Below are 18609 nucleotides of genomic sequence, written 5' to 3' on the forward strand. Positions count from 1 at the left end.
CTGATCTGCTTTTTATTAATCGTAGGTGCTGATTTCAGCTTTTCCCTGCTCAAAATCAATAAACAACTGAAATCCCTTGTCCTCTTCATCCTGATCCCAAATCTCAACTAATTTAGGCACTATTTCGATCAAAATTTCACTATCTTTATGAGGATAGGCGTTATAGCTTTTTTCCCAGTGTTTTTGATACAACTCTTGGAAGGAGTGATCTGGCTGATCAACGACTAAGCCATGATTCACAGCGATCCCTTCGATCTGAACCCCCCAATAACAAATCGCCACTCGAGGATTTTCGATTAGCTGCTTCGTTTTGCGGAAATTCCTGTCTGTTTTAAATAGGATTTTGCCTTCACGAATGATCACACTAACATTTCGCACCATCACATAATCGTTCAAACTAGTGGCCAGAGCCATGATCTTCTTTTGTCCTAGTTTTTGATAAAATTGTTCAACGGCTGTTTGAAAGTCCATTATAAATACTCCCGTCTAAGAAAAATGGCGCGCAATCGGTCGAGAGAAAAATAGACAATCGCGGTGGTGACGCCGTACTTAATTAAATTAAAGGGAATGATTCCAATGACAACCAATTTCCAAACACTGTCTACCATTGGATTGACCGCTTGTGTCATGGCGATGATCGCCTCCATCGACATTCCGTATAATTTGGTATAAAAGGGGATGATGAAATAGACATTTGATAGACACGCCACAAAAGTAACTAACGCCGTGCCAGCCACCATTCCTTTTAACGCCGAACCTTTACTTGTTGATCGTTGGTATAAGAGACTGGCAGGTAAGATAAAACTCAGGCTTAAAATAAAGTTCTGAATTTCACCAGTAAACATCGAAGCAGTCCCGACCGTCGCCAACTTGATTAAAAGTTTGATCAATACGATAAAGATCCCCGAAACAGGACCTAATAAAAATGCTCCTAGCAGCTCTGGAATCCCAGCCAAATCAAAGTCCATAAACGGCGGCATAAACGGTAAAGGGAACTTGAATAGCATCAAGACGTAGGAAAGAGCTCCAAAAATTGCGATCATGACTAATTTTCTTGCGGTAAATTTCATTTCTAACACACCTTTCTTTAAACATAAAAAAGAACCTTACAACAACATTTGCAAGGCACAGTCAAAGTAGAAAAAGGTGGTTTGATTCATCAAATAGCGTTTGTTATCTGAGGATCAACAAACACACACTTTTCTTCTTCCATCCAGACTGTACTGTCGGTCTCAGAATTGCACTGAGTCAGCCAAAAGGCTCGCGGACTATCACCGCCGGTCGGGAATTAAACCCTGCCCTGAAGAACTTATTGTATTTATTTTCACATGGTTTCAGTGGAAATGCAAGCGTTTTTTTTGGAATTCAAAGCAACTGGCTGAAGCCTGCATTACATAGGTTTAAGAAAAGTGTTATACAAGAATGGATCTAAATCATTGATAGATCATGTTCCAATAAGCATCTGGTACATTTATTTCTCGAACTTTTTTCCAGCCTTCCTTTTCATAAAAAGCCAGTGCGGAGGTGTTACGTGACAAGCATTTCAATTTCATTGGTAACTCTAAGTGGTTCCTCGCTTTTTCCAAAAGCAGATGACCAGCTCCTTGTCCTTTGTAGCGGCCATCAACAAATAGGCAATGAATGAAGTTATCTGGAACATATAAAGAAATAAAGCCAATGACTGTTTCTTCGACTTCTGCAACTAAGACAAGTTCAGCCTCCGTATCACGATCAAAATCCTCTAAATGCATCAACTCGGGATCATCCCAATAAAAAGTTGTACGCCGACTTTCTAGATATAATTCTCTAAGTCTTGACTTATCTTGAAGGGCCATTTCACGAATGTGAATCAAGTACATCATCCTTTCTATAAACTATCTTGAAAATAAGAAATTCCCAAACTTACTTTAGCATATTTTAGTCGAAAGTTTGAATGATTTTGGTCTCTAATTGCTGATAAATAGAAGAACTAGAAAAACTCAGACCAAATAACTAGATGAAAAATACACCTTTCGCCCTATGACGAATCAAAGAAGATTGAGCATAATATAGACATAAGATAAAAACACATCGCGAGTGGGAAATGAAAAATAATAACCAAATCGGGTTCCAAAAAAAGTGTTTTTGGAAAATAATAAGGAGAAAATTAAAATGAAAAAATTGACGAAATCACAAAACAATCGAGTATTAACAGGGACGTTAGCCGGAATTGCGGACTATTTTGGAATTGATCCTACGACTGTACGTGTCATCTTTGTCTTCCTAAGCTTTTTCTTAGAAGGCGCACCAATTCTACTTTATCTATTGCTTATGCTGCTTGTTCCTAAAGCAGAAACTGAGAGCCGAGCGTACCAACAACCCTATGAATCTTCAACTGGTAATCAAGCCAAACAAGCCGAGACAGTTGCAGACGATACATGGAGCGATTTCTAATTAGAAAAACAATGCTTAAATCTTAAGCCTAAAATATAAATCTGAAGAGTGAACTGACAAAAACAGTTCACTCTTTTTGCGAGTCAAACTTTTTGCAGTTTGTTTGGTTCAAGTGAAGAACAGACATCTCACTGGAATTATTGATTGAGTAATATAGTTTGATCGTATGCGTGATGAGAATAAAATGAATTTTTTCAATTGAAACGAATTAGCTACGAGTCAAATTTTTTGCAATTTCTACTTTTTAGAAAACGAACTAACAGCAATAATGAAAATTATTCTTTGAAATATAGTCCTTTCGACCCATGACGTGGTGACGAGGGTTGTGCATAATAGACTCATAGAACATTTCGTCGAGGAGAGATTATCATGAACGAACGACAAAAAATTTTAGAATCCATCAAAAAAGGAATCTTATCGCCAGAGGAAGGCTTGGATTTATTAGAGAGTCTTGGTTTAAATGAAGAAACAACATCAGAAAAAGCACCAGAGACTGAAGAAAAACCAATAGTTGAAGAGTCATCAGAAACTGAAACATTAGAAGAACCCGTAAATAAACCAGAACACGAAGAAACATTCCAACAAGAAATTGAGCTTGAGCCGGAAAGTGAATCGATAGACTTCATGGAACCTGTTGAAGATGAAAAAAACACAGAGATGGAAGAGAACTCAGAATTCGAGAACGAAGAAACAATTAATGAAGGATCTGAACGGGAGCTAACAGACGACGAATATCTGGATCAGCCATTATACGAAGAGCCAGCAGAGACTGAACCGGAACTCGCGCTTGAATCAGAAACTCCAGAAGAAGCAATACCAGAAAAATCAGAGCCTTCTGACAGTGTTTCCAGCATGATTGATGAATGGGAAAATAAGGAGCCAGAACCTAAAGAGAAAGATCCAGTACGATCAAAAATTGATGAGTTCGATGAAGCGTTGCAGACAAAAATAGAAGCATTGCGGGAGAAAAAAGAAGAATTTAGAGAACTGAATCTTGAAGCTGAGCTGGGGATCATTTCAGCAGAAAATGAAGTGATCTATAATCAAATGAAGATCGAGCTGAAGCAACTGGAAGAAGAAATCGAATTATTGAAGCATGAGCGTCGAGCGATTGACGCAGATATGTTTACTTCACCGGAAGGGCCTTATGTATCGGATGGATTTTTTGAAGTTCCGGATGATTTTGAAGAGCAAAAATATCGTCCAATGGATCGTCCCCATGAAGAACCCACTGATTTGGCCAGCCGTATTGCCCGGATGGTAACGAGAACAACCGAGAGAGTTTCGGACAAGGTAGCAAATGATTTCGACTGGAAAAAGATGAATCCAAAATTTTATGGAACAGCAAAAACACACTTCAGTCATCAATTTACCTTTGAAGACATAGACGCCAAAACTATCGACATCAAGTTGGCGAAGGGAAAAGTAATTTTGAAAACCTGGGAAGACGAGATGATCAATGATATAAAGGTTGAGGCAACAGTCGCTCTTCTAGGTAATATGGAGGAGCCAGATCCAATCGATGCTTTTCTAGAACGCAGCCATATTGATATTAATAACTATCAAATACTTTTTCATGTACCGAATAAACGGGTTGACGCCAAATTGACCTTCTATTTACCAAAACGTCAATACAATCATCTTTCTGTTCGATTACTGACAGGTGACTTGATGATTGAAGAACTCGTAGCTAAGAATGCTTCGATTAAGGCAACGAATGGAACAATGTTGATTAAAGAACTTGATGCGTCAATGCTGGAATTTGAAGGAACCAACAATGATGTAGAAATTCGCGAAGGTCAGATTACGAACGCGTTGATCGAGACAGTAACTGGTACGATCATTTCAAAAGCAGCTGTTGTGCGGTCAGAATATTCCTTGATCAATGGAGATATCAAAATAACCGCAGGCAATGAGAATTTGAAAAAAATCGAAGCCCAATCCGTCAATGGCAATGTCAAAGTATCATTGCCGCAAACCGTGGGTATCGAGGGTGTAGCGAAAACAGGAATTGGTACGATTAATTATCGTTTCGCCAATTGTGAAACTGTACAGAAAAGAAATGGAAATACCCAGAAAGTATTGCATTTTCAACGAGCTGCAGGAGAGACCGCTGAAATAGAAGTTTCTTCGAAGGCTGGTAATATCTTCCTGAAAGACTATGACAACTAGAGGAGAAAACTTATATGAGAAAAAGAATGACAAAATCACAGACAAACCGAATGCTCACTGGAACAATCGGCGGGATTGCCGAATATTTTGGGATTGATCCGACCATTGCACGGGTAATCTTTGTTTTTATCAGTGTAATCCTGGTAGGCGCACCAGTATTTCTCTATATACTACTGGCATTAATCATTCCAAGAGCTGACAGTAGCAGAGGAAATAATTACCAACAATACAATTATGAACGTCCGAAACAGTCGAAAAAGCAGCGTAAAAAAGCTGAAGTAGTCGATGAAGAAAATTGGAGTGACTTTTAGTCGCTAATAAGAAAATTACTTGATCCAACAAGACATTTCTTGATTTTTGAGAAATGTCTTTTTTTGACGCTACAATTAGATGACTATTGTTATTTTATCGCTGTTTTTTAAGTGGCTATAATGTTAAGAGCTGAGATGTGAGAGAAAAATCCTTTTTTATTGTAATCTGATAAAAATGGTCAAAAAAACTACATCCATTCGTTGAAAAAGAGTAAAATAAAAAGAGCAAAATTTTAAAATCAAAAAACGTTATTTAATTTAAAATTTTTGAATTCACGCTTTAGGATTGTTAGAAGTATGATACCGTACAAAAGTATCATTGTTAACGAAGTTGGAGGAGATAGGATGGATTTTCGACAGGTTTTAGGAACAAGCAACAGACGTCGATTAGAACTAATCGAACTGTTGTATTATAACCGACAAGGGGTGTCGAGCGATGCAATTCTCAACGAGTTAGATTGTTCGTTACCGATTTTATTGAATGATATTAGTCTCATCAATGACCTGCAGGACGATTTTATTGTTGAGAAGTCTAAGGGATTGCATCGGGTGAAGCTTAAGGAAGGGATCAGCATTGGAAAACTATATGCTGAGGCATTGACCCATTCTCTTGAATTCAAGATTCTTGAACATTTGTTATACGAGAGCAGTGATAACATCGAAGGATTATCAAAACACTTATATTTGAGTTCTTCCAATACTCAACGTTACTTAAAAAAAATAGAGAATGATTTAAAACGTGTAGGTATTCAACTATGCTATCGCCCCTTGCGTATTGTGGGGAAAGAAAGTGTGATTCGGCATTTTTACTACCGTTATTTTATTGAGAAACACTATACGTTAAAGACAGTCTTGCCAGATTTGAGTGAGGGCCAACTGAAAACGATCAAAAATTTCGTTTTAGAGTTTATTAAGATAAATGATATGAAAAATCAACATATTTTTCAAAAGCGCTTGGCTTATAATTTTTTTATCAGTTTGTGGCGAATAAAAAATAAACATCATTATCCTCAAGAAGAACTCCGAACGAAACCTTTGTTATTGCCAGAAGGAAAAACAGTGGAAGAACTCAGCTTAATGATTAAGGAAGTTTTTCAGTTATCTATATCAGATGAACTGTTGCGGGATTGCTTATGGTTGTCTTTCTCGGATTCACTTATTTTCAGCGAGAAGCATAGAAAGGCAGCGCTAAAGGACAATCCTAGATATAAACAGCTTTTTAAAATGCACATGGAGTTGACAGAAGAGTTTACAAAGTTGCTGGGAGGTACGTTTGACAAAGAACGAAAAATTGAGTTAACCACTGTTCTGTTGAATGCCACATATCTTCTTGACGAAAAAGGCGATTTTCTATCCATTTTACGAAAAAATCGCACCATTTTTCTAGATATGGTCACTATTATGCATCAGCATGCGGTAGAGAAGGTAACGGACATTGTGGAAGCTTTTGTCAATAAGTACGCTATTTATCAGACGCAAGATTTTATTACAACTTACGTCTATCTTTTACTGACAGAGGAAGAAAAAAGTCTGGAGCTGCTGGCTTCTCAGGATGAGCCGCATCATCTATTATTAGTATCTGATCTTACGCCAACAGAAGAAAAGTTTATTTCACGGGTGATTACCCAAATCGTTTACGGAAATTTTGAAATACACCATTTGGACGAATTATGGGATAGCCATGATGAGATGGTCGAGAAGGTCCTGTCTTATGACGGACTGATCACAACGGGGCCAAGAGAAGGTCTCCCTGAGGATTTTCCCTTCGTTTCAATGGATCCTTATGTAACACCGCAAGCAATTGTGGCGATTCAAAATCTCGTCAATGATTTATCAGAAAGAAAGCGACATGTCCAAGTTTCTGGAAATAGTATCATCGAATAATAAAAATCAGGTATCACTCTAAAAAGGGGATACCTGATTTTTTTATATAGAAAGAATCTGTTGTTGAGAAGCTAGTCGCATTGAAGAGGGGCAAGCCAATATTTTTTATACAGATTCAGATTCTATTTATCCGTTCTATTGTCATCTTGGATTCGAATTTTTAGACAAAAGGCTATTTGTATGGCGATAAACAAAAGAGAAATCACATTGACCTGTTTTTGTCGTATAAGAAATTACAAAATAGAATAGATCAGTTTTAAAATAACAATTAATTTTTTTAATCAATTCATTTTGGGAGTGTTTTACTGATTTTTATAGTTAAATGAATAACTAAAAAAAATCGTAATGAATCTTCATTTTTCGTTACTTTTCACTTGAAAAATTAGTTATCGTGAGTAAAATTATAAGTGAAGGAAGATAAAAAAAAGAAAGGAATGGTCAAAATGGCTAACAACATGATTCCTCGTCGCTCTGATTTATTTGACATGACACCTTTCAATTTTTTTGAGGACTTTGGACGGAATTTTTTTGAAGGGTTCAAGGGCAACATGGTCAAGACGGATATCCACGAAACAGACACTGAGTATTTGTTGGAGGCAGAATTACCTGGAATTCCTAAGGAAAACATTCAAATCAATTATGAAAATGGTGTATTGACGATTGAAGGAAAACACCAAACAGATACTCAAACAGAAGATGACAAAGGAAATTTGGTTAGAAGCGAACGAAGCTTCAGCAGTGTTCGCCGACAATTTGCGATTAGAAACGTGAGAGAAGAAGATATTAAAGCTGAGTATAAGGACGGTATTTTGAAAGTTACTTTGCCAAAATCAGCGGAAAAATTGGAGCGGAAGACCGCTATTCCAATTGAGTAGAATGATGAATAGCCTTCAGATTCCAGTTATCGGAATCTGAAGGCTATTTTACTACTTATGCTTAATCCTGTTTGAACGATATTCACATCAATCAAAAAGCTTCATCAGATTTTTTTCAGCCGGTTGAGTAGTGTGAGTCAACTGGAACGGTTCTTAGCTAAATATTGCATTGATAAAATCTGCAAAGATCTCGAATGGAATGTAGGCAAATGAAATGATCATGTCAATAAAACCGGTGATCATATCTATAAAAAATTGAAAGAAAGCATCGAGCATAGTATTCTCCTCCTTTAGAAAATCATATCAGAAAAGAAGCGAGAATATAGCGATCTGACAATACTGTTAGTCAATTGTAAGAAGCGGTAAGAAGGCCTCAATTAAAAAGTGCTCCAGCAAATTTGCTGATTTAAATAGGGAGGAGCATCAGTATAAGGTTGGAAAACGAGAAGCATATCATATTCATCATTGATAAGAATTTCGTTATCGACATCTTTAAATAAATAACTAGTGACAGCATAGCTGCCATTCTCAAGCTCAATTTTGAACTGAGCACAATCCTGATCAGGGATAAATTCATCTGAAAATTGAGCAGCCATCGTTAGATTTGTATAATCGATCAAATAAAGTGAGGCATCTGTAACCGTGATGTAATTCACGGTTTTCTTTAGATACTTTTTGACAGTAACAGAATCATGAGTGATAGCGATTTTCCAATCAGCTTCGATTCCTTCACCAGTCATTTGATACATCAAGATATTCCCTTTTTGCTGTTGCGTGATGACATGAGGAATTAAATCAGAAATTAAATCCCAGTCTTCATCAATAAAGCTTTCATAAGATTGAGCATTGACTAGGCTGATAAAATTCGTATCTCCGATAGTAAAATCAAAATTTTGCATATTTCCGACTCCTTTTCATTAATTGTGGCGGCCAGTATTGGTCATGATTTACTCATGACTTCTATTTTTCATTCCTTTGTTTAATAAGATATAAAAACTGATAATACTTAGAATCATACAGATTGCCACAATTATTTTCCCCAAATTACTTATCAAAAAAACTTGAGAAAAAGGGATTCTGTAGAGGATACCAATTATCGCTGCGGTAAGCAGAACAGGAATAAAAGGAATTAACTCCTTTTTGTCTGTTTGTCGGAGAAAGAAAACACCACAGATCAGAGTAATAACACCGATTATTGTAATTCCGACTAGTCCTTCAGTGTTGAAGGTCAGACTGGTATCTAGAAAGATTGACAGACTGATTCCAAGAATCGCAAAAAAAATCGTTAGAAAGATTGCCAGATATTTCTTGAAGGTTCGTTTAGTCGTATACGTATCATTTCCGATTTGCCATACAATTATTATTGCAAGGATAGTCCAATAGATGCCGCCAATCACTAATTTTCCCACATCAAATAATGCATCTGGAGAAGCAAGTGTCGGAATCACAGTAATAAGAGCGTAAACAAATAAAACAGCGACAACCAAGTAAGCTCCATTTTTAAAATTGGTGGGGACTTCTTTTAGCAGATCATCAGCGATTTCTTTTGGTTGCTTGCCGAAATAATCTTCAGCCGTTTCCCCATTTTCCTGAGCATCGAGAATATCCTGAAGGATTTCTAATAGTGCTTCTTCTAATACGTTTTCGTCTTTGAGAAAGGATTTGCTTCTAACGTAGAGCAATAAGTTTCCATAATAGTCGTCATTGACTGGATTTAAGAACTCCTGTAATTTCGCGTTTTCTTTTATAGGCGATGACTTTTTCATTTTATTCATTCTCCTCTAATAGCTTTGCAACGTTCCCCGACAAAAATACCCACTGCTTGATAAACGATTCCTTTTCGTTGAGACCATTTTCTGTCAAATGGTAATACTTTCGTTGCGGCCCCTCGTCAGAAGCACGCATTTCACCGACAATTAATTCTTTTTTATCCATATTCATTAATAGGGGATAGATGGTTCCTTTAGGGATACTGTCAAATCCGAAGTGTTGCAGCTCTTCACTAATTTTGTAGCCATATAACTCCTTTTTGGACAGAATAATCAAAATACAGCCCATCAAAATTCCTTTAAGCATTTGAGATGAAACCTGCTGATTCATAAGAAACCTTCTTTCCACTAGTTTGCTTAACAATATAGTAATGCATTTTTTACTATATTGCAATGCAAACTAGCTAATTGTTTTTTACGTTCAGGATAGAAAAATGATCGTTTAGGATAGTTTGAACTTATTGAGCTGAAATTCCTTTATAGTTTTAGTTATAGGAAAAGGTGCATTTCAGAAAGAAGGGAAGAGATCTTTTGGTAAGGGAAACAAGTGGAATACAGCAGCTTAACCATAAAGTATTGCGAAGTTTGAAAAAACTTACGAAGAAGCGAAAACAACTCCTATTTTTTCTGCTGATTTTATGTGTATTCTGTCTATTTGGCTTTCTCAATGCCTACGCTGTTAATAACCCGACCTGGTTAGAAGGAACTTGGACAAATAAGTCGGAGGAATATTCAATCAAAGCGAAAAATGAGGATCATAAATATTGGAATATCAGACAAAATGGCTACATTCTGATGAAAAACGCGAAAATTACAGCAAACTCTTCAAAGAGAAATATTATCCTAACGAGAGAGGACAGCCAAACGGAATACCATATCGTCCAACTGGAAAAAGACCGATTAGAGCTGCAAATTTTTAACAATCAAAAGAAAATCAAAACGATGAAGCTGCAAAAGGTGGAATAATTTTATGCTATTAAATTTATGGGATAAAAATATTGCAATCTATCTTTCCTTTTTCACAAATTTGTTTACAATAAAGAATGTGAGAATGAAAACTATCTTTTTAACATCAAATTTCTCTTTCTGACGCGGTAGTTTTTATTTTTATAGGTAGCTTTTGAGGTACTAAGATAATCTCAAGTAAAAGAATACCTTGCCCTACGAAGAGCAGTGAGGAGCCATTTACTTCTCGCTACGAAGTCGACTGATTCGTCACTCTCTAGTAAGACAAAAGTATCAGACACTACTCTACCTTGGACTTTTAAACAAGAAAGTCCAATTTTTTTTTATTATCAAACGGAGAAATATGTCTGGTAAATTAAAAATGTGAAATATTTGTTCGGACATATATAGCAATCCATGACTCTTTCTGTTAATCTGTATACAAATACTAGTAGAAAAGAAAGGGGAAATTATGAATCAATCGAAATATCAAACAATCGCCGATGAATTAAAATCTAAAATTTTATCAGGTGAGTATGCAGAAAATACAACAATTCCACCTGAATTACAATTACAAAAGGATTATCAGGTTAGTCGTCACACGATCCGTCAGGCAATCGCACTATTAGCTAATGAGGGTTTTCTTAGAAAAGAGAAGGGTTCCGGAACCTATGTAGACGTTAAATATAAACGTACAGAAAGTAATGGTTCAACACATAAAACTATTGGTGTGGTCACGACCTATTTGTCTGATTACATTTTTCCCTCAATCATTCGCGGCATTGAGAAGGCATTACGAGAAAAAGGCTATTCTTTATTATTAGCCAGCACCAATAATGATTTTCAGCAGGAAAAGGAATGCATTGAAAAGATGATTACTCAAGGTGTGGAAGGATTGATTGTGGAACCGACAAAGAGTAACCAATATAATCCCAACCTAGCGCTTTATGTTCGACTAAAGGAGCAGGGAATCCCGATGGTAATGATCAATGCTGTTTATGAAGAAATTAGTGCACCTTATATTTGTGTTGATGATGTTAAAAGCGGTTATCTGGCAACAGAGTATCTGATTAAGAAAAATCATAAGAAATTACTGCTGTTAACGAAGATCGATGATTTGCAAGGAAAATATCGGATGAAAGGATTTATTAAGGCCTGCGAAGAATACGGAATCCAATTTTCTCCAGAAGATATCATTACTTATGAGACTGAAACGAGAAAGAAAGTGTTTGAACGTGTACGAAGACGGTTAACGGTAGAACCGCTCACTGGCATTGTATGCTATAACGACCAGATTGCCAGCGGATTAGTTGATTACTTGAGTGAAGCTGGTTTTAAGATTCCAGAGGAGCTTTCGATTGTTGGAAATGATAATTCTGCATTAAGTAAGATCGGAAATGTAAAGCTTACGACATTGAACCATCCGAAAGATGAAATGGGGCATGATGCGGCAGAATGGATTATAGAAGCAATCGAAGAAGGGCGTGATCCCGATAATATTGTGTATGAACCTACACTGATCGAACGTGATTCAGTTAAACAATTATAATAAGTTGAAAAAAACAGCTCATTTCGGTGAGTTGTTTTTTTGTTGGCTGAAATATTTGTACGAACAAAACGAAAAAAATAGATTGACATGTACGTACATAAATTGTATGATAACGGTAACAAAAGAGAAAAAAAGGAGGAGATTCCTATCGATACGAAGGAAATGGTTGCAAAAACCAAGCTGGATATTATGGATGGCCGGACAGCTTTAGGGATTGAGTTTGGTTCAACTAGAATCAAAGCAGTCTTAATCGGTTCCGATTTGGTTCCGATTGCTGCTGGAAGCTTCGAATGGGAAAATACGCTGGAGAATGGAATTTGGACTTATTCACTTGAAGACATTTGGAAGGGCTTACGAGTAAGCTATCGCAAAATGGCCACCGAAGTATTTGAGAAGTATGGTGAAACCCTAACAACAATCGGTTCAATCGGCTTTAGTGCAATGATGCATGGTTACATGGCGTTTGATAAAAATGACGAGTTGTTAGTGCCGTTTAGAACTTGGCGGAATTCGATTACAGAAGAGGCAGAAAAGCAGTTGACGGAAGTCTTTCAGTATAACATCCCTCAACGCTGGAGTATCGCCCATTTGTATCAAGCGATTTTGAACCAGGAGGAACACGTAAGTGAAGTTCGATTTTTGACTACTTTGGCAGGATACATTCATTGGCAGATGACCGGACAAAAAGTTTTGGGTGTCGGTGATGCATCTGGAATGTTCCCGATCGATACTGAAACAAAGGATTATGATCAAACGATGCTGAAGCAATTTAGCGACTTGACTAAAGGGACTGCCTTCACGCAAGAACTGAATCAGGTGCTGCCGAAGGTCTTACTAGCTGGAGAATCAGCGGGAAGCTTGAGTCAAGAAGGAGCCTATTTACTTGATCCGACAGGTACGCTACAGGCGGGAATTCCTCTTTGCCCGCCAGAAGGAGATGCAGGTACTGGGATGGTTGCGACCAACAGTGTCCGCCAAAGAACCGGGAATGTGTCGGCCGGAACCTCAGCTTTTTCCATGATCGTTCTTGAAGAAAAACTCAAACAGGTTCATCCGGAAATCGATTTGGTCACTACACCAGTAGGCGATTTAGTAGCAATGGTTCATACAAATAATTGTTCTTCTGAAATCAATGCTTGGGTCAATTTGTTCAAGGAATTTTCTGACGCGCTAGGTTTAGAAATCAGTGGGGACAAGCTATATAATACGCTATTTGAAAAAGCGTTAGAGGGCACACCTGATTGCGGCGGGATGCTTTCTTACGGTTACTACTCAGGTGAAAATATCACAGGCATGAATGAAGGGCGTCCATTATTTGTTCGGACACCTGAAAGCAAGTTTGATTTAGCCAACTTTATACGTCTGCATTTATCTAGTGCCTTTGGTGCAATGCGCATTGGGATGGAGATTTTGAAAAAGGAAAATATTAAGATCGATAAGCTTGTTGGGCATGGCGGTATCTTCAAGACACCAGAAGTAGGTCAAAGAATTTTGGCTTCTGCGATGGAGGCACCGGTGACGGTGATGGAAACAGCGGGTGAAGGAGGCGCTTGGGGCATTGCTTTACTTGCTGCTTACCAATTAGAAGAGGCCGAACTTTCTCTGTCGGATTTTCTCGAACAACAGGTATTTGCGACGAGTGAAGGCGTGACCATCGAACCGACGACAGAAGATCTAAAAGGATATAGTCAATTTATTGATCGATATGAAAAAGGGTTATCGATCGAAGCCGAGGCGATCACTTCGTTAAAATAAGGATTTTAATTTGTTGTACACACATGACAAAAAAAGAACCATTTACCTGATCATGCAGCAACTGCATGGATGACGATACAAGGCAAGAGAAAAAATGAATACTTTAATACGAATTATGAAACGAACGAGGAGCGAAGTTGAAATGTTAGAGCATTTAAAGGAAGAGGTTTTTCAGGCTAATTTAGAATTACCCAAGCAAGGCTTGATCAAATACACTTGGGGAAATGTCAGTGCATTTGACAAAGAGACGGGCTATTTTGTCATCAAACCAAGCGGCGTAGGCTATGAACAAATGCAAGCATCCGATATGGTCGTTGTTGATTTAGACAACAATGTGATCGAAGGGGACTTGAATCCTTCTTCTGATACACCGACTCATGCGGTGTTGTACAAAGCCTTTCCTGAAATCGGTGGGATTTGCCACACCCATTCCACTTGGGCAACCATTTGGGCACAGGCAGGACTGGATTTACCGGCAATGGGGACGACCCATGCAGATACCTTTTATGGCAAAGTGCCATGTGCTAGATTTTTAACCCAAGAGGAAATTGATGCTGGTTATGAGCACGAAACAGGGAACGTTATCATTGAAACCTTCAAAGAACGCGGGATTGATGTTATGGAGATACCTGGTGTGCTATTGCACGGACACGGACCATTTACTTGGGGGAAAGATGCAGATAGCGCTGTAATGAACGCGGTTGTTTTAGATGAGGTTGCGAAAATGAATCTTTTTGCACGACAGTTGAACAGCTTTGCCGAAGAATTGCCACAGCGTATTTTAGATAAACATTATCTAAGAAAACACGGAAAAAATGCCTATTATGGGCAAGGAAATTAAAACATCAATGTAAAAGAAGGAGCGAATAGTTATGTTAGAAGTAAGCAAAAAAGAATTTTGGTTTGTCGTAGGATCGCAGCATTTATATGGAGAAGAAGCGCTGAAAAGTGTAAAAGCTGATGCAGAAGCGATCGTAAAAGGACTGAATGATAGCGGAAAAATGAACTATCCCATCGTGTTAAAGGAACTAGCAGTAACTTCTGATACGATTACAAAAATTATGAAGGAAGTCAATTATCGTGATGAGGTGGCAGGTGTAATCACCTGGATGCACACCTTCTCACCAGCGAAGATGTGGATTCGTGGAACCAAATTATTACAAAAACCCTTGCTGCATTTAGCGACACAGTTCAATGAAAGTATTCCTTGGGAAACGATCGACATGGACTTTATGAATTTGAATCAATCGGCTCATGGTGACCGTGAATATGGCTTCATCAATGCCCGCTTGAAAAAACAAAATCAAATCGTCGTTGGCTATTGGCAAACAGAAAGCGTCCAAAAACAACTCGCTGACTGGATGGATGTTGCGGTAGCTTACAACGAAAGCTTTAATATCAAGGTCGCTCGTTTTGGTGATAATATGCGCAATGTTGCCGTGACAGAAGGCGATAAAGTCGAAGCGCAGATTCAATTTGGCTGGGTCGTTGATTACTTCGGTATTGGTGATTTGGTGCAGTATGTTGATGCGGTCAAAGATGAAGAAGTCGATGCTTTGTTTGCAGAATACAAGGAATTGTATGACTTCGATTATGGCGATTATGATCATGCGACGTGGGAAGCTCGTGTCAAGGTGCAAGCAAAACAAGAAATCGGCATTCGCCGTTTCTTAGAAGCCGGTGATTACAATGCCTTTACTTCAAACTTTGAAGACCTTTATGGCATGCAGCAATTACCTGGACTAGCGGTGCAACGCTTGATGGCAGAGGGGTATGGTTTTGCTGGAGAAGGCGATTGGAAAACAGCTGCTTTGGATCGTTTGATGAAAGTCATGGCGCATAATCAAAACACTGGATTTATGGAAGATTACACGTATGAATTGGCTGCTGGAAAAGAAGCCATCTTACAATCCCATATGATGGAAGTTGATCCAACATTAGCAGTTAATAAGCCTAAGATTGTTGTCTCACCATTATCAATGGGCGACCGTGAAGATCCGGCTCGTTTGGTATTTGATGGAAAAGCAGGCGATGGCGTGGTAGTCTCAATGGCAGACTTTGGAACGCATTATAAATTATTAATCAATGAGGTTGAAGCGTTTGAACCAACAGAAGAAGCACCAAAATTACCAGTGGCTCGTGTGCTTTGGAAGGTAAAACCAAACTTCCATGAAGGGGTAGGGAAATGGATCGAAGTCGGCGGCGGACATCATACGGTGGTTTCTTTGAATCTTACGACTGAACAAATCATTACATGGGCGAAGCTAGTTGATCTAGAATATGTGACAATTAAATAGAAGGTAAAATATTGGTTTGGGAATATCCAAGCCAATATTTTATTAAACTAATAAAAGTAAAAAATACTATTAGTTTGAGCGTAAAGGTTTACTTTTAAGCTAATTAAAGGTATATTGTACTAAAATAATAAAAGTAAAAAAAACTATAAAGGGGTTCTCATTGTATGAAGAGCAATTATGATTCAAAGGAATATATTGAAAAGGTAGATGCATGGTGGCGTGCAGCAAACTATATTTCCGTTGCGCAAATGTTTTTGAAGGACAATCCTTTGTTAAGAAAGCCATTGAAAAAAGAAGATGTTAAGACGCATCCAATCGGCCACTGGGGAACGATTGCAGGTCAAAACTTTCTCTATGCTCATTTAAATCGAGTAATCAATAAATATGATTTAAATATGTTTTATATTGAAGGTCCCGGTCATGGTGGTCAAGTCATGGTGTCAAATTCCTACATCGATGGCAGCTACAGCGAAATTTATCCTGAGGTTACAGAAGATGAAGCAGGTCTGAAAAAATTATTTAAGATGTTCTCATTCCCAGGCGGGATCGCTTCTCATGCCGCACCAGAAACACCAGGATCGATTCATGAAGGTGGCGAACTTGGTTATTCTTTATCACATGCGACGGGTGCGATCTTAGACAATCCAGATGTGATTGCAGCAACTGTTGTAGGCGATGGCGAAGCAGAAACCGGTCCGTTGGCCGGCGGTTGGTTCTCAAACGTGTTTATCAATCCAGTGAATGATGGTGCAGTATTACCGATTGTTTATTTAAACGGCGGAAAAATTTCAAATCCAACAATTCTTTCTCGCAAGAGCGATGAAGATTTGCAAAAATATTTCGAAGGTCTTGGCTGGAAACCTTACTTTGTTGAAGGAACAGACCCTGAAAAAGTTCACCCAATTATGGCTGAAACGCTAGATAAAGTAATCACTGAAATCAAAGATATCCAAGCAGAAGCTCGTAAAGGCAAAGCTGAAGATGCTACGATGCCGCAATGGCCAGTCATCTTATTCCGAACACCAAAAGGCTGGACTGGTCCGCAAACTTGGGATGGCGAACAATTAGAAGGAACTTTCCGTGCGCATCAAGTGCCAATCCCAGTAAGTTCAGAAGATATGGAATATGCTGATAAATTAGTAGACTGGTTGAAATCTTATCGTCCAGAAGAATTATTTGATGAAAACGGAAAAATCGTCGATGAATTGAAAGAAATCTCACCAAAAGGCGATCGTCGGATGTCAACCAATCCAATCACCAATGGCGGGATTGATCCAAAACCGATGAATATGCCAAATTGGAAGCAATATGCGATTGATACGACAACACCAGGTGCGGTAATGGCACAAGATATGATCGTCTTTGGTCAACAAGCTCGGGATATGATCACTGAAAATCCAACCAATTTCCGCATCTTTGGACCAGATGAAACGAAATCCAACCGTTTGAACAAAGTGTTTGATGTGACGAATCGTCAATGGATGGAACCAAAAAACAGTACCGACGAATGGCAATCATCGGTTGGTCGTGTGATTGATGGTCAGTTATCAGAACATCAGGCAGAAGGATTTTTAGAAGGGTATGTATTAACCGGTCGTCATGGTTTCTTTGCCAGCTACGAATCATTCTTACGTGTGGTTGATTCAATGTTAACGCAACATTTCAAATGGATGCGTAAAGCCAATGCGCATGCTTGGCGCAAAGAATACCCAGCATTAAATCTGATTGCAACTTCTACGGTCTTCCAGCAAGATCATAATGGCTATACCCACCAAGATCCAGGTGTATTGACCCATTTAGCTGAGAAGAAACCAGAATTCATTCGCGAATACCTGCCAGCTGATGCGAATAGCTTGATGGCTGTTATGGATAAAGCGATGCAAGACAAACAAGTGATTAACTTGATCGTTTCAAGTAAACACCCACGTCCACAATTCTATTCTGCGAACGAAGCAGAAGAATTGGTCAAAAAAGGCTTGAAGGTTATTGATTGGGCAAGTACTGATAATGGGGAAGAACCAGATGTTGTTATTGCAGCAGCCGGAACAGAACCTAATTTGGAAGCTTTAGCAGCTGTATCGATTCTGAATGAACAGTTTTCTGATTTGAAGATTCGCTTTGTCAATGTCGTGGATATCTTGAAACTACGTCATCCTGATATTGATCCTCGTGGATTGACTGACGAAGAGTTCGATGAAATTTTTACTACGGATAAACCAATCGTCTTTGCTTTCCATGGATACGAAGGCATGGTTCGTGACATCTTCTTTGATCGTCACAATCATAATCTGCATATTCACGGATATCGTGAAAATGGTGATATTACAACGCCGTTTGATATGCGTGTCTTCAGTGAATTGGATCGCTTCCATTTAGCTCAAGAGGCAGCGAATGCAGTTTATGCTGAAAATGCAAAAGACTTCTCAGTGCAAATGGATGAAACATTGGCAAAACATCATGACTTTATTCGAACAGAAGGTCGTGATCTTCCAGAAGTGGAAAACTGGAAATGGCAAGAACTGAAAAGAAAAGGATATCATTTTAGTTAAGTCTGTGTGCCGCTAAGAAACTGAATCACCTAAATAAAGACCTGTAAACAGCGCCGATTGTGGCATGTTT

At 38.4% G+C, this 18609-nt stretch carries 17 protein-coding genes and 1 riboswitch; of the genes, 11 read left to right on the forward strand and 6 right to left on the reverse strand.

What is annotated here, in order from left to right; all coding sequences use genetic code 11:
* Positions 1–15: 15 nt before the first annotated feature.
* From KQI58_RS07600 to KQI58_RS07610, 3 genes are all read right to left on the reverse strand, one after another.
* Positions 16–471, reverse strand: coding sequence for a pyridoxamine 5'-phosphate oxidase family protein (locus tag KQI58_RS07600; protein ID WP_216407902.1), 456 nt, complete (start codon positions 469–471; stop codon positions 16–18).
* A complete protein-coding gene (locus KQI58_RS07605) occupies positions 471–1070 on the reverse strand; it encodes an ECF transporter S component (protein ID WP_216407904.1) in 600 nt (199 codons plus the stop codon). The genes KQI58_RS07600 and KQI58_RS07605 overlap by 1 nt, the downstream gene beginning before the upstream one ends.
* Before the next feature lie 127 nt (positions 1071–1197).
* Positions 1198–1312: riboswitch (FMN riboswitch) on the reverse strand.
* Positions 1313–1433: 121 nt separating this feature from the next.
* The gene (locus tag KQI58_RS07610; RefSeq protein WP_216407907.1) at positions 1434–1853 is read right to left on the reverse strand and encodes a GNAT family N-acetyltransferase; all 420 of its coding nucleotides are present in this window, start codon (positions 1851–1853) and stop codon (positions 1434–1436) included.
* Positions 1854–2151: 298 nt separating this feature from the next.
* Here KQI58_RS07610 and KQI58_RS07615 point away from each other — a divergent pair, with 298 nt between their 5' ends.
* From KQI58_RS07615 to KQI58_RS07635, 5 genes are all read left to right on the forward strand, one after another.
* A complete protein-coding gene (locus tag KQI58_RS07615; protein ID WP_070504790.1) occupies positions 2152–2433 on the forward strand; it encodes a PspC domain-containing protein in 282 nt (93 codons plus the stop codon).
* Positions 2434–2802: 369 nt separating this feature from the next.
* Complete coding sequence (liaX, locus tag KQI58_RS07620; protein ID WP_216407909.1) at positions 2803–4605, forward strand: daptomycin-sensing surface protein LiaX; 1803 nt, start codon at positions 2803–2805, stop codon at positions 4603–4605.
* A 14-nt stretch (positions 4606–4619) separates the two neighbouring features.
* Positions 4620–4916 carry a PspC domain-containing protein gene (locus KQI58_RS07625; protein WP_070504796.1) on the forward strand — a complete coding sequence of 99 codons (297 nt, stop codon included), beginning with the start codon at positions 4620–4622 and terminating at the stop codon, positions 4914–4916.
* Between the two features lie 345 nt (positions 4917–5261).
* Entirely contained in the window at positions 5262–6800 is a 1539-nt protein-coding gene (locus tag KQI58_RS07630; RefSeq protein ID WP_216407911.1) for a helix-turn-helix domain-containing protein, read from the forward strand.
* Positions 6801–7243: 443 nt separating this feature from the next.
* Entirely contained in the window at positions 7244–7675 is a 432-nt protein-coding gene (locus KQI58_RS07635; RefSeq protein ID WP_070504849.1) for an Hsp20/alpha crystallin family protein, read from the forward strand.
* 377 nt (positions 7676–8052) lie between these two features.
* Here the strand turns inward: KQI58_RS07635 and KQI58_RS07640 are convergent, their stop codons facing one another.
* From KQI58_RS07640 to KQI58_RS07650, 3 genes are read right to left on the reverse strand one after another with little or no spacing between them, the layout of a single operon-like run.
* Entirely contained in the window at positions 8053–8574 is a 522-nt protein-coding gene (locus KQI58_RS07640; protein WP_216407912.1) for a hypothetical protein, read from the reverse strand.
* A 48-nt stretch (positions 8575–8622) separates the two neighbouring features.
* Positions 8623–9441 (reverse strand): hypothetical protein, encoded by an 819-nt coding sequence (locus tag KQI58_RS07645; RefSeq protein WP_216407913.1) that lies wholly within the window; start codon positions 9439–9441, stop codon positions 8623–8625.
* Position 9442: 1 nt separating this feature from the next.
* Positions 9443–9775 carry a PadR family transcriptional regulator gene (locus KQI58_RS07650; protein WP_216407914.1) on the reverse strand — a complete coding sequence of 111 codons (333 nt, stop codon included), beginning with the start codon at positions 9773–9775 and terminating at the stop codon, positions 9443–9445.
* A gap of 200 nt (positions 9776–9975) precedes the next feature.
* Between KQI58_RS07650 and KQI58_RS07655 the strand changes: the two genes are divergently transcribed.
* From KQI58_RS07655 to KQI58_RS07680, 6 genes are all read left to right on the forward strand, one after another.
* Positions 9976–10410, forward strand: coding sequence for a hypothetical protein (locus tag KQI58_RS07655; RefSeq protein ID WP_216407915.1), 435 nt, complete (start codon positions 9976–9978; stop codon positions 10408–10410).
* Between the two features lie 451 nt (positions 10411–10861).
* Complete coding sequence (locus KQI58_RS07660) at positions 10862–11938, forward strand: GntR family transcriptional regulator (RefSeq protein ID WP_216407916.1); 1077 nt, start codon at positions 10862–10864, stop codon at positions 11936–11938.
* Positions 11939–12100: 162 nt separating this feature from the next.
* On the forward strand, positions 12101–13693 hold the full coding sequence (locus KQI58_RS07665; protein ID WP_216407995.1) for a xylulokinase: 1593 nt from the start codon (positions 12101–12103) through the stop codon (positions 13691–13693).
* A 142-nt stretch (positions 13694–13835) separates the two neighbouring features.
* A complete protein-coding gene (locus KQI58_RS07670) occupies positions 13836–14534 on the forward strand; it encodes an L-ribulose-5-phosphate 4-epimerase (RefSeq protein ID WP_216407917.1) in 699 nt (232 codons plus the stop codon).
* 31 nt (positions 14535–14565) lie between these two features.
* Positions 14566–15990 carry an L-arabinose isomerase gene (gene araA / locus KQI58_RS07675; protein WP_216407919.1) on the forward strand — a complete coding sequence of 475 codons (1425 nt, stop codon included), beginning with the start codon at positions 14566–14568 and terminating at the stop codon, positions 15988–15990.
* A gap of 164 nt (positions 15991–16154) precedes the next feature.
* Positions 16155–18539: a phosphoketolase family protein gene (locus KQI58_RS07680; RefSeq protein WP_216407921.1), complete on the forward strand. Its 2385-nt coding sequence runs from the start codon at positions 16155–16157 to the stop codon at positions 18537–18539.
* The last annotated feature ends 70 nt before the right edge of the window (positions 18540–18609 follow it).

The organism is Enterococcus raffinosus (genome assembly GCF_018917525.1).
Classification (GTDB): domain Bacteria; phylum Bacillota; class Bacilli; order Lactobacillales; family Enterococcaceae; genus Enterococcus_A; species Enterococcus_A raffinosus_A.